Here is an 11,929-nt window from a genome sequence, read left to right on the forward strand (position 1 = left end):
CCCGGTTCGAGCGGTAGCACACGAAGACGAGAGGCCTGTGCAGACAGGCCTCTCGTTCTTTTGCAGCCGTGTTGCGGATGATGCCAATAGCAGACCACGGCTTGACTTTCGTGGATTGCAGGAATGTAATTTCAACCGTGTCGTTCGTTGGACACTCGGTATCGGGGACCGTTGCAGAGCGCAGGACGGACGAGGTCAGGCATGTGGACCGCAAACCCACATGTACAGGGGAACGAACAGGGTCGAGGAGGTCGTACCGTGACAGAGCTGATGGCGATTGTCGACGGTGAGGCGATCGAGGAGGAGCCGAACTGGCAGGAAAGGGCGCTGTGTGCCCAGACCGACCCGGAGGCTTTCTTCCCGGAGAAGGGCGGTTCCACCCGCGAGGCGAAAAAGGTCTGTCTCGGCTGTGACGTGCGGGGCGAATGCCTCGAGTACGCACTGCAGAACGACGAGCGCTTCGGGATCTGGGGCGGCCTGTCGGAGCGGGAGCGCCGCAAGCTGAAGAAGAAGGCCGTCTGACGGTCAAAACCCGGCACACAACTTCATCAGGACTTTCCGCGTGGCCCCGCCGACGTACAGTCGCCGGGGCCCGCGGCTGTCCGGGGGCTGGGCCGACGGCTGTATGGTGAGTCCTCGCTACGACTCCGGTCGTGGTAGGCCGTGTCTGGTGGTCCAGCGCCGTCGCGAGCAGGTGCTCGGTACGGTAGCTCGGCGTGCTGGAGCGAAGGCGTCGATGTTGGTTCATCGTGGTCTTTGCTCCAGTGCGGCGAGATGCCGTGCCGAGTGCCGCGCAGTAGGCGATGGACCACCAGACACGACCAAGGCATTCCGCAACCATCGAGGTCACAGCTCCGCATGGAACAAGAAGCTCCGGCCGGCTGGGAATTCTTCGACTCCGTCGATTTCCCGACCGACCACATCGACGACCCGATGGGTCGGCCGCGAGTCCGGCACGTCGTCACCGCGGTCGTGGTCGGGCACGAGGGCGCCGCTTGGCTGCCCCGGTTGTCCGAGGCGCTCTGGGCGCTGAACCCGCGCCCGGACCGGCTGATCGCGGTCGACACCGGCTCCACCGACGAGACGGCCGAACTGCTGGCCGCGATGCCCGGTGTCGAGCCGGTTGTCAGCGTGTCCGCGCGGACAGGTTTCGGCGTGGCGGTCGCCCGTGGCCTGGAGGCGGTCGGTTTCGCACCGATACCGTCCGCGGTCGGCCCGTACGGCGACGACGGTCACATGCCGGTGGTCGAGTGGCTGTGGCTGTTGCACGACGACTGCGCACCGGCCCCGAAGGCGCTCGAGCAATTGTTGCTCCAGGCCACTATTACACCGGGTGTCGGTGTCTGGGGCCCGAAGCTGCGGCTCTGGCCGCGGGACCGCGAACTCCTCGAGGTCGGCGTCACCACGTCGCTCGGCGGCCGCCGCGACACCGGCATCGAGACCGGTGAGCTCGACCAGGGTCAGCACGACCAGCCGCGCAACGTCCTCGCGGTCAGCTCGGCCGGCATGCTGGTCCGCCGCGATGTCTGGGAAGCCCTGCACGGCTTCGATCCGCGGCTGCCGATGTTCCGCGACGACATCGACTTCGGCTGGCGGGCCAGCCGGGCCGGCTTCCAGGTCGGCGTCGCACCCGACGCGGTCATCTACCACGCACAGGCCGCCGCGACCGGCGAGCGTGCGCTGGCCGGCACCCGACGGCATGCCTACCAACTCGACCGTGCACACGCCTACTACACCGTCCTGGCCAACGCGCCCGGCAAGCTACTACCGCTACTGATCCTGCGCTTCCTCTTCGGGACGATCCTTCGCTCGATCTGGTTCGTCATCGGCAAGACGCCGTCCGGTGCGGTCGATGAGTGGACCGCACTGCTCGGCACACTGCTGGCCGGAGGCTGGACGCAGGCCCGCAAGAATCGCCGCAGCCTCAATCGCGTCCCGTACGACGACATCAAAGGTCTGTTCTCCCGGTCCGTGCACGCCTTGCGGCACAACCTGGAGGAGACGACCGGCACGATCTCCGAGCGGATCCGCGAGGCCTGGGCAGACGAGCCGGAAGAGCAGGTCGTCACCAGTGCGAGGCGGGCGAAGTCGACCGCCCGCGTGGCCGCCGACAAGCCGCGTTGGCGCCGTCAGCTGATCCGCCGGCCGTTCCTGGTCGCGTGGGTCGTCCTCGCGCTCGGTGCGTTCATCGCTGCCCGCAGTCTGATCGGTGGCGGTGTCCTGCGCTCCAACGTGTTGCTGCCTGCGCACGAAAGCCTTGCCTCGCTCTGGCATGCGGCCTCCGCCGCGCCACCGGGTGTCACGCCTCCTGCTTGGCTGGCGCAGTTCTGGGCCTTCTCCACCGTGATGTTCGGTCCGACCGGTGCGGCGAACATCCTGCTCCTCGGTGCGGTCCCGCTGGCCGGTCTGGCCGCGTGGGTGATGTTGCGATCGTTCGTCGTCGACCGGGTGGCGCGAGCTTGGGGCGCGTCGGCGTACGGACTGGCTGTCTTCACCAATGGCGCTGTCTCGCAAGGCCGGATCGGGACCTGCGTGGCCGCGATTGTGCTGCCGCTGCTGGGCGCCGCCGTCCACACCATCGCTCGGCGGCGTCGAGTGGTCGTCCAAGGCAGCTGGCGGGCCGCGTGGTTCGCGGGGATCTGCCAGGCCGTTCTGTTCGCGTTCACACCGGCGTTGGGTCTGCTCGTCGGCATCACTCTGGTGTTCGGCGGCGTGCTCCGACTCGGTTGGCGTCGGCAGGGTCGCCAGCTCGTCTTCTCCGTCGTACTGGGTCTGCTGCTGGTGTTGCCGTGGACGATCCAGTTGGTGCTGCATCCGGCGCGGCTGGGTCAGGAGGCCGGTGGTCCGCCGACCGCCTCCATCGGCCCGGGCGACAGCCTGGCGCACTTGCTGACTGGTACGCCGATCGGTGCGCCGGCGCCGTGGTGGTTCGCCGTACCGCTGATCCTGGTGGCGTTGGTCGCTCTGCTGCGGCAGTCGCGGCAGCGGTACGAGTTGCTCGGGTGGTTCGCGGCGCTGGCCGGTCTGGCCGGGACGCTGATCGCGAGCCGGCTGGGTGGTGGCAGTGGACCGCTGATGTTCCTGATGACCGCGGGCTGGATCATCGCGGTGGCGGTCGCCTGGGACTCGGTCGGCAAGTCCACCGACATCATCGTCCAGGGTGTGCTCGGGATCGTGCTGGTGACGACGATCGTGACGGCCGGGTTCTGGCTGGTGCGTGGCGCCGATGGCCCGTTGTGGCGTGGCCCGGCGCAGGACCTGCCGGCGTACCTGGCGACGTCGCAGGCGCCGCCACAGAACGCGTCGATCCTGGTTGTGCGCAAGAGCCCTGGCAACGCGATGCGGTACTCGCTGGTGAAGGACGGTGGCCCGCGGATGGGCGCGCTGGAGGCGGCGCCGACAGCGCAGCAGTCCAAGCCGATCACCGACGTACTGTCGACGCTCGGTGGTGGCGGTAGCGGTGAAGAGGGACGGCAGTTGGCCGGACTGGCGATCGACTACGTCTACCTGCCCGCTCCGGTCGACCAGAACCTGCAGTCGACGCTGGACTCCCTGCCCGGTCTGACCCGGGCCAGTGCGGCCGACGGCGACGCGTCCTGGCTGGTGGACCGGTCGAAGATCAAGGGCGAGACGCCGCTGCACGACCAGACCCACACGCTGTGGCGGATTCTCGGCATCATCGCCTGGATCATCGCGCTGATCTTCTGCCTGCCGACCGTACGGCGTACTGTCGCGGTCCCGCACGGGACCCACGCGAGGAGGGACCGGTGAGCCGGTTGCTATCGGACGTGCGCGTCCGGGTCGGAGCTTGTGTGCTGGCGATGGCTGCCATCGGCGGCCTCGGTGTGGCCACCCACGCGAAGGAGCCGAAGGCCCGGGCCGAGGGCGTCACCGAACCCGCGCGTTCGGTGGTGAACCGTACGGCGCTGTCCTGCCCGGCGCTGGCCCCCGGCGGGAAGACGTCCAGCATCGTGAGCGCGGTGTCGCCGACGCTTCCGGAGGGCACGCCCGTCGCGGCGGGCAAGGAGGTGCCGCTGCAGATCACCCCGCTGCCGAGCACCGCGAATCCGGTCGGGTCGGTGCTGGTCCGTGGCAAGGTCGGTTCGACCGGTGCGGTCACCAAACCGGCCGAGTTGTCGATCCAGGGCACCGGTCCGCTCGCCGCGGGCACGGTCGGTACCAGTACGACGGTCTCCGCCGACGGTGTGAACCTGGGCATGGCGAGTGCGCCGTGCCAGGTGCCTGGCTCGGACTTCTGGTTCGCCGGGGCGAGCACGGACCGGCGCGACACGCTGGTGCTGACGAACCTGGACAGCATCAACGCCGAGGTCAACGTCACCATCTACTCGAGCAACGGCCAACTGGACCTCCCGAACGCCCGCGGTCTGGTCGTGCCGGCACGCGGGACGATCCCGCTGTACCTCCGGCAGATCGCGCCCAAAGCGAAGGACGTCGCGCTGCACGTCCAGTCGACGGGTGGCCGGGTGGCGGCGTCGCTGCGGAGCAATGCGACCAAGACGAACGGCGAACCCGGCGGTGTGGACTGGCTGAGCCCGTCCGCCCCGCCGGCGACGAAGGTGTACGTCCCGGCTGCCGCCCCCGGCGCCGGATTGCGGATGCTCTCGATCGCGAACCCGACCGACCTGCAGGCGACGGTCAGCCTGACCGTGAACGGGCCGAACGGTCCGTTCAAGCCGGCCGGACTGGAGACCGTGCAGGTCCCGGCCGGGGCGGTGAAGACGATCAAGCTGGACCCGGTGCTGCATGGCGATCCCAGTGCGATCACGCTGGCGTCGGACGAGCCGGTGACCGCCGCGATGCGGATGGTGGACGCGAGTGGGAGCGACTTCGCGTCGCTCGGATCGGCCGAGCCGCTGACCGGACCGGCGTACCTGGTGCTGCCAGCGCATCGGCAGGCCGCAGTGCTGCAGGTGACGGCGCCGGGTAAGCCCGCGAGCGTGAAGTTCGAGCTACGGGACGCGGCCGGCCGGGTGCTGAGCACGCGGACGCTCGACGTCCTCGGTGGCGCCACCAGCCAGATCTCGTTCAAGGCCCAGCCGCGGCCGACGTACCTGATGGTGGAGCAGGCCCGCGGGGAGATCGTGGCCGGGGTGACGCTGATGCCGGCCGCGAAGCCGGACGACGACGACATCGCAGAGGTGGCGGCCTGGCCGCTGACGACGTCGCTGGTGTTCCGGGCCCAACTCGGCGCCGAGCCGGATGCGCGGGCTGCGCTGAGGTAGTCAGCCCTCGGAGGTGTTGGCGCCCGGGTCCTGCAGCATCCGCAGGTGTCGGCGACGGGCGACCTCCACGGGTGCGCCCGTCGTACCGGCACCTGGCTCCCGGGGCGGTAGCGGCCTGGCGGCCTCGCGGACCGCGTTGGCCAGCGCCTCCAGGTCGTCCGACGACGGTCCCGCCGCGGCCGGGTCCGGAGCGAGCCGGATGACCTCCCAGCCGTTCGGAGCCGTCAGCCGGTCCGCGTGGGCGGCACACAGGTCGTAGCAGTGCGGTTCGGCGTACGTCGCCAACGGGCCGAGCACACAGGTGGAGTCGGCGTACACATAGGTGAGCGTCGACACGGCCGGCTGATGACAGGCGGCGCGCGAACAGATCCTGGCGATGCTCACGACCAGACATTACGCCCACTAGGCTGAACGCGTGACCGAGGCTCGCCGTCATCGCAGGCACATCGACCGCCATGGCCGCGGCATGCTCGGCCCGATCAGCCGGCCGAGCCGGTTCGCGCCACGCGGTCTGCCGTTGCAGCGCTCCGGCGCCGCGCAGTTCGACGAGGTGGTCGCGATCGAGGTGACCCGGCTGGAGAAGCGGCTGCCGCAGGTCGTCGCCCGGGTCGAGTTCGCCATCGAGGACGTGCCGAACCTGGACCTGGACGCGCGCGAGATCCCGCTCACCCACTCCACCGGGGGGACGTCGCACGAGCCGTACCGGATCGTGGTGTTCCGCCGCCCGATCGAGCTGCGGGCCGAGCGCTCCGCGACCGGCCTGGCCTGGCTGGTCCGGTCCGCGCTGGTGCTCGAACTGGCCGACGTCCTGGCCCTGTCCCCGGAGCAGATCGACCCCGACTTCGACCCCGACGACGACTGACTCGCGCGACAGGCCCGGCGGTCCGCCGGTGTTCGAACATGTTTCGTACTGTGGGAAGCGGTTTGTGTCCGTCGTTGTCAGTGCGAGAGGATCGTAGGTGTGAACGATCAAAAACTGCGGGTCGGGGTTGTCGGGCTGGGCTTCGCCGGGCGTACGGCGCTCGAGGCGTTCTCGGAACTGCCGGACGTCGAGGTGGTGGCGCTGGCCGGGCTGGAGAAGGACCTCCTGACCAGCCTCGGCGAGAAGCACGGCGTACCGCACCTCTACGAGAACTGGGAAGACCTGCTCGAGACCGAGGGTCTCGAAGCGGTCAGTATCGGTACGCCGACGCAGCTGCACGCCCCGATCGCGCTGAAGGCGCTGGCGAAGGGTCTGCACGTGCTGTCCGAGAAACCGCTGGCCCGGACGGTCGCCGAGGGCGCCGCGATGGTCGAGGCCTCCAAGCAGGCCGGCCGGGTGCTGAAGGTCGTCTTCAACCACCGTGAGCGCGGTGACGTCGCGGCGCTGAAGCACCAGATCGACGAGGGGCAGCTGGGCCGGATCTACTACGCGAAGGCGCACTGGATGCGCCGCAACGGCATCCCCGGCATGGGCGGCTGGTTCACCAACCGCGAGTTGTCCGGCGGCGGCCCGTTGATCGACCTCGGCGTCCACATCCTCGACCTCGCGCTGCACCTGCTGGGCGAGCCGTCGGTGACCACGGTCTCGGCGAACACGTTCGCCGAGCTCGGTCCGCGCGGTCGTGGCAGCGTCAGCAGCGCGATCCGGCCGACGGTCGACACGCTCGGTTCGAAGTTCGAGGTCGAGGACCTGGCCACGGCGTACCTGCGGCTCGAGGGCGGCGGCGCGCTGCAACTGGAGACCAGCTGGGCCACCTACCGGGCGCCGGGCGACAACTTCGGCATCGAGCTGTTCGGCACCGAGGGCGGCGCCAAGATCGAGGTGCAGAACTACACCACCGAGGACACGCTGCGGATCTTCACCGACGTGGCCGGCATCCCGGCCGAGGTGAAGCCCGCGACCGGTGCGGGACTCGGCCACCGCGGAGTGGTGCGGGAGTTCGTCCGGATCGTCCGCAGTGGCGACTGGGAAGGTCAGAACGGGTCCGAGGCGCTGCTGAGGACCGAGGTCATCGACGCCTGCTACGCCTCGGCGAAGGCGGGACGAGAGGTTGTTCTCCATGACTGATCCGATTCGCGTCACCGTCTGGGGCGAGAACGTGCACGACCAGCGCGACGCCTCGGTGCAGAAGGTCTACCCGGACACGATGCACGAGACGATCGCGGCCGCGCTGCGGGCCAAGCTGGGCCAGGACGTGGTGGTCCGGACCGCGTGGCTGCAGCAGCCCGAGCACGGCCTGACCGAGGAGGTGCTCGCCGAGACCGACGTGCTCACCTGGTGGGGTCACGCGGCTCATGGCGACGTCGACGACGCGATCGTCGAGCGGGTGCAGAAGCACGTGCTGTCCGGGATGGGCCTGATCGCGCTGCACTCGGCGCACTTCAGCAAGATCTTCATCAAGCTGATGGGCACCACCTGCTCGCTGGACTGGCGGGCCGAGAACGACCGCGAGCTGATCTGGACGGTCGCGGCCGGCCACCCGATCGCGCAGGGCATCCCGCATCCGCTGGTGATCGAGCGCGAGGAGATGTACGGCGAGCTGTTCGACATCCCGCAGCCGGACGAGCTGGTGTTCGTCAGCTCGTTCACCGGCGGCGAGGTGTTCCGCTCCGGCTGCTGCTACCGCCGCGGCCAGGGCCGGGTGTTCTACTTCCGCCCGGGCGACCAGGAGTACCCGACGTACCACCAGCCCGAGGTGCAGCAGATCATCGCCAACGCGGCCAGGTGGGCCGCCCCGACCAGCCCGCGCCAGCTCCCCGAGGTCCACCACCGCAAGGACATCGGCTGGTTCGACAAGGCCTGAGATCCGGCCTGAAATACGACTTTGCCGGTGGGCCGGATAGGGTCCACGCATGGTTGACGTTGCGGCGATCTTCAAGGCGTACGACGTACGAGGGGTCGTCCCGGACCAGCTGGACGAGTCGGTGGCCCGGGCGACCGGGGCGGCGTTCGTCGAGGTCCTGGACGTCCTCGCGTCTCCGGGGGCGGTCGTGGTCGGCTACGACATGCGGCCGTCCAGCCCGGCGCTGGCGGCCGCGTTCGCCGAGGGTGTGACGAGCACCGGCGCGGACGTGGTCGACATCGGCCTGGCCTCCACCGACCAGCTGTACTTCGCGTCCGGTCGGCTCCAGTTGCCCGGTGCGATGTTCACCGCAAGCCACAACCCGGCCCGCTACAACGGCATCAAGATGTGCCGCGCCGGCGCGTCCCCGGTCGGCTCGGAGTCCGGTCTGCGCGACATCGCGGAGCTGGTCGCCAAGACCGTCACCGACGGCCCGGCGCCGGTCGCCGTACCGGGCAAGGTGGCCCGCAAGAACCTGCTGACCGCGTACGCCGACCACCTCAACGACCTGGTCGACCTGAGCGGCATCCGTCCGCTCACGGTCGTCGTCGACGCCGGCAACGGGATGGGCGGCTACACCGTTCCCGCCGTGTTCGCCTCCGGCCCGGTGCGGATCATCCCGCTGTACTTCGAGCTGGACGGCAACTTCCCGAACCACGAGGCCAACCCGCTGGACCCGAAGAACCTGGTCGACCTGCAGGCCAAGGTCCGCGAGGCCGGCGCCGACCTCGGCCTGGCCTTCGACGGCGACGCGGACCGCTGCTTCGTGGTGGACGAGAAGGGCGACCCGATCTCGCCGAGTGCGGTCACCGGTGCGGTCGCGGTCCGGGAGCTGGCCAAGCACCCGGGCTCGGCGGTCATCCACAACCTGATCACCTCCAGGGCCGTGCCCGAGCTGATCACCGAGCACGGTGGGACGCCGGTCCGGGCCCGGGTCGGGCACTCCTACATCAAGCAGAAGATGGCCGAGACCGATGCCGTGTTCGGCGGCGAGCACTCGGCGCACTACTACTTCCGGGACTTCTGGCGGGCCGACACCGGCATGCTGGCCGCGCTGCACGTGCTGGCCGCGCTCGGTGAGCAGGACAAGCCGGCCAGTGAGCTGTTCGCCGAGTACGAGCGGTACGTCGCGTCCGGCGAGCTCAACAACAAGGTCGACGACGCCGCGGCCACGGTCGCGGCGATCGAGGACACCTACGGCGACAAGCCCGGCATTACCGTTGACCATCTGGACGGTCTGACCGTGTCGGCGCCACAGTGGTGGTTCAACGTCCGTGCGTCGAACACGGAACCGCTGCTACGGCTGAACGTCGAGGCCGCGGACCGGTCCACGATGGAACGCGTCCGTGACGAAGTACTGGCCCTGATCACCGGTGCATCGGTGGAGGAGAACTGAATGGCTGTCAACCTGGACCCGGACCTGCTGAGCATCCTGGTCTGCCCGAAGTGCCGCTCGGAGTTCCGCGTGGACGACGAGGCGAACGAACTGGTCTGTACGAACGCCGCCTGCGCCCTGGCCTACCCGGTCCGTGACGACATCCCGGTGCTGCTGATCGACGAGGCCCGGGACACGAGAGACACCGAATCCGCGGACAGCTGATGAGCTCCTTCGACGACTCGCGGCTGGACGATCCGGCCGCACTCGAGGCGACCGATCACCTGCTGCGGCGACTCGCGATGGCCGGTGCGCGCGTCCGGGCCGAGCTGGAAGCGGCCGAGGAGGCCCTGTCCAAGGTCGACACCGACGGGTTCCGGCCGCGTGCGGTGCTGGCCGCGGGCCGCGACGCCCGACTGGTCCGTGCCGTGCTGGAGCCGGTCTGCCCGGTGCCGTTCGTGGCCTGGCCCGGTCCGGGACTGCCCGGCTGGGCGGGTCCGCTCGACCTGGTGGTCGTCCTCGGTGGAGTCGGCCCCGATTCCGACGCAGAGTCGGCCGCGTCCGAGGCGGAACGGCGCGGCACCGGCCTGATGGTCGCCTGCCCGCCGGACTCCCCGGTCGCGCGCGCGTCCGCAGGGTCACGGCACGCCATCCGGCTGCCGTCGCAGTCCGACGACCAGTTGGCCTCGGCGGTCGCCGTACTGCAGGGGCTGCACCAGATGGAGCTCGGCCCGGTGGTGGACGCCAAGTCGGTCGCGTCGATCCTGGACGACGTCGCGATCGAGTGCTCGCCCAACACCGACGTCGCCTCGAACCCGGCGAAGGACCTGGCGCTGATCCTGGCCGACGCGCTGCCGCTGGTGTGGGGTGGATCCGTCCTCGCCGCACGTGCCGCACGCCGGGTGGTGGAGGCGATCCGGCTGGCGAGTGGCCGGCCCGCCCTGGCCGCTGACGCCGGCCACCTGCTGCCGGTGCTGAACCAGCCGCCGCGGGACCTGTTCGCCGACCCGTTCGACAAGCCGGAGGAGCTGCGGCCCGCCCTGGTCATCCTGGACGACGGCACGGACGACCCAGGGGTCACCGAGCACCGGCACAAGCTGGAGGACAAGGCAGCGCGTCACGACGTGCGGGTCAACGTGGTCACGCAGGCCGAGGGCACGGACATCGCCCGGTACGCCGCTCTGTCGCAGCACGGCCGCTACGCCGCGGCGTACCTGGGTATCGGCCTGGGGCGCTACGGCACTCCGATCGACGCCACCCCGGACGAGCCGGGGAATCCAGCGGAGGATCCAGCGTGGTAGTGCCGTTGCTGAACACCATCCGGGACTATGCCTGGGGTTCGCGGACAGCGCTCCCCGAGCTGATGGGCGCGGAGCCGGACGGTCGCCCGCAGGCCGAGCTGTGGATGGGCGCTCACGAGTCCGCGTCGTCCGTCCTGCCATGGGGCGATTCCCTGTACGACGTGGTGTCCGCCGGGCCGGCCGACGTACTGGGGCAGGAGACGGCAGAGCGGTTCGAGGGGCGGTTCCCGTTCCTCGCCAAGCTGCTGGCCGCCGCGCAGCCGCTCTCGATCCAGGCGCACCCGTCGAGGGAGCAGGCGATCGACGGGTACGCGCGGGACGAGGCCGCCGGGATCCCGCGGGACGCGGCCGACCGGAACTACAAGGACGCGTGGCCCAAGCCGGAGATCCTGATCGCGCTCGGGCCGTTCGAGGCGCTGGTCGGGTTCCGGCCGCTGGGAGGCACGGTCGCGCTGCTGGAGGCGCTGGCACCGGTGGGGTTCGAGGAGCTCACCAGCCTGCTGCGCAACGGCAAGCTCCAGGACGCCTTCACCCAGTTCATGGGCAGCGACCGGGACACGATCCGTCCGCTGGTCTCGGCTCTCGGTGAGGCCTGCGCGCAGTACGCCGGGGACGCGTTCGCCGTCGAGCGCGAGACGCTGGCCAAGCTCTGCGCGGACTTCCCGGACGATCCCGGCGTACTCGCGGCGCTGTTGCTCAACCGGGTGCGGCTGGAGCGGTTCGAGGCCGTGTACCTGCCGGCCGGGAACGTGCACGCGTACCTGTCCGGATTCGGGTTCGAGGTGATGGCCAACTCCGACAACGTGTTGCGCGGCGGCCTGACCAGCAAGCACATCGACGTACCGGAACTGGTGTCAGTGGTGGACTTCGAGCCGCTGACCGATCCGGTGCTCACCGCGCCCCCGGTGGTTGACGGCGTGGCGACGTACGAGACCGGTGCCGAGTACTTCGCCATCCACAGGGTCGACCTCGACGACAGCGAACGGACGGTGGCCGGTGTCGGTCCGCGGATCGTGTGCTGTGTGGCGGGATCGGTCGAAGTAGGGGCCGGGGGCACCGAGTCGGATGTGACGTTGTCCGCCGGTCAGTCCGCGTTCGCCTCGGGACCCGAAGGACCCTGTATCTTGCGTGGTTCCGGCACGGCGTTCGTCGTGTCCGCGCGCTGAAACCGTACGGAGGACCTGG

11 protein-coding genes are annotated in these 11,929 nt (G+C 69.8%); 10 read left to right on the top strand and 1 reads right to left on the bottom strand.

The features are described from left to right. The first annotated feature begins 270 nt into the window (after nucleotides 1-270). The 3 genes from ACIBG5_RS14345 (at nucleotide 271) to ACIBG5_RS14355 (ending at nucleotide 5,243) form a co-directional block, all read left to right on the top strand. Nucleotides 271-522 carry a WhiB family transcriptional regulator gene (locus ACIBG5_RS14345; protein ID WP_020389877.1) on the top strand — a complete coding sequence of 84 codons (252 nt, stop codon included), beginning with the start codon at nucleotides 271-273 and terminating at the stop codon, nucleotides 520-522. Between the two features lie 336 nt (nucleotides 523-858). Continuing rightward, nucleotides 859-3,771: a glycosyltransferase gene (locus ACIBG5_RS14350; protein ID WP_396391982.1), complete on the top strand. Its 2,913-nt coding sequence runs from the start codon at nucleotides 859-861 to the stop codon at nucleotides 3,769-3,771. Then, nucleotides 3,768-5,243 carry a DUF5719 family protein gene (locus ACIBG5_RS14355; protein WP_396391983.1) on the top strand — a complete coding sequence of 492 codons (1,476 nt, stop codon included), beginning with the start codon at nucleotides 3,768-3,770 and terminating at the stop codon, nucleotides 5,241-5,243. The genes ACIBG5_RS14350 and ACIBG5_RS14355 overlap by 4 nt, the downstream gene beginning before the upstream one ends. Here ACIBG5_RS14355 and ACIBG5_RS14360 read toward each other — a convergent pair whose 3' ends face one another. Then, nucleotides 5,244-5,627 (bottom strand): DUF3499 domain-containing protein, encoded by a 384-nt coding sequence (locus ACIBG5_RS14360; protein WP_396391984.1) that lies wholly within the window; start codon nucleotides 5,625-5,627, stop codon nucleotides 5,244-5,246. Between the two features lie 31 nt (nucleotides 5,628-5,658). Here ACIBG5_RS14360 and ACIBG5_RS14365 point away from each other — a divergent pair, with 31 nt between their 5' ends. The 7 genes from ACIBG5_RS14365 to manA all read left to right on the top strand — a co-directional run bounded on the left by ACIBG5_RS14365 (nucleotide 5,659) and on the right by manA (nucleotide 11,910). Continuing rightward, nucleotides 5,659-6,105 carry a metallopeptidase family protein gene (locus ACIBG5_RS14365; protein ID WP_396391985.1) on the top strand — a complete coding sequence of 149 codons (447 nt, stop codon included), beginning with the start codon at nucleotides 5,659-5,661 and terminating at the stop codon, nucleotides 6,103-6,105. Between the two features lie 99 nt (nucleotides 6,106-6,204). Beyond that, nucleotides 6,205-7,293: a Gfo/Idh/MocA family protein gene (locus ACIBG5_RS14370; RefSeq protein ID WP_396391986.1), complete on the top strand. Its 1,089-nt coding sequence runs from the start codon at nucleotides 6,205-6,207 to the stop codon at nucleotides 7,291-7,293. Then, complete coding sequence (locus ACIBG5_RS14375) at nucleotides 7,286-8,029, top strand: ThuA domain-containing protein (protein WP_396391987.1); 744 nt, start codon at nucleotides 7,286-7,288, stop codon at nucleotides 8,027-8,029. Before ACIBG5_RS14370 ends, ACIBG5_RS14375 begins: the two co-directional genes overlap by 8 nt. Before the next feature lie 49 nt (nucleotides 8,030-8,078). Then, complete coding sequence (locus ACIBG5_RS14380) at nucleotides 8,079-9,464, top strand: phosphomannomutase/phosphoglucomutase (protein WP_396391988.1); 1,386 nt, start codon at nucleotides 8,079-8,081, stop codon at nucleotides 9,462-9,464. Next, nucleotides 9,465-9,668, top strand: coding sequence for a Trm112 family protein (locus ACIBG5_RS14385; protein ID WP_131352674.1), 204 nt, complete (start codon nucleotides 9,465-9,467; stop codon nucleotides 9,666-9,668). After that, a complete protein-coding gene (locus tag ACIBG5_RS14390) occupies nucleotides 9,668-10,744 on the top strand; it encodes an SIS domain-containing protein (RefSeq protein WP_396391989.1) in 1,077 nt (358 codons plus the stop codon). Before ACIBG5_RS14385 ends, ACIBG5_RS14390 begins: the two co-directional genes overlap by 1 nt. Further along, nucleotides 10,738-11,910 carry a mannose-6-phosphate isomerase, class I gene (manA, locus tag ACIBG5_RS14395; RefSeq protein WP_396391990.1) on the top strand — a complete coding sequence of 391 codons (1,173 nt, stop codon included), beginning with the start codon at nucleotides 10,738-10,740 and terminating at the stop codon, nucleotides 11,908-11,910. Before ACIBG5_RS14390 ends, manA begins: the two co-directional genes overlap by 7 nt. The last annotated feature ends 19 nt before the right edge of the window (nucleotides 11,911-11,929 follow it).

The organism is Kribbella sp. NPDC050241, from assembly GCF_044459685.1.
In the GTDB taxonomy this organism is placed as follows: domain Bacteria; phylum Actinomycetota; class Actinomycetes; order Propionibacteriales; family Kribbellaceae; genus Kribbella.

Bases quoted from the DNA above. Each gene is read 5' to 3' on its own strand.
- ACIBG5_RS14375 (WP_396391987.1), top strand. From the start codon at position 7,286: ATGACTGATCCGATTCGCGTCACCGTCTGGGGCGAGAACGTGCACGAC.
- ACIBG5_RS14345 (WP_020389877.1), top strand. From the start codon at position 271: ATGGCGATTGTCGACGGTGAGGCGATCGAGGAGGAGCCGAACTGGCAG.
- ACIBG5_RS14390 (WP_396391989.1), top strand. From the start codon at position 9,668: ATGAGCTCCTTCGACGACTCGCGGCTGGACGATCCGGCCGCACTCGAG.
- ACIBG5_RS14350 (WP_396391982.1), top strand. From the start codon at position 859: ATGGAACAAGAAGCTCCGGCCGGCTGGGAATTCTTCGACTCCGTCGAT.
- ACIBG5_RS14380 (WP_396391988.1), top strand. From the start codon at position 8,079: ATGGTTGACGTTGCGGCGATCTTCAAGGCGTACGACGTACGAGGGGTC.
- ACIBG5_RS14385 (WP_131352674.1), top strand. From the start codon at position 9,465: ATGGCTGTCAACCTGGACCCGGACCTGCTGAGCATCCTGGTCTGCCCG.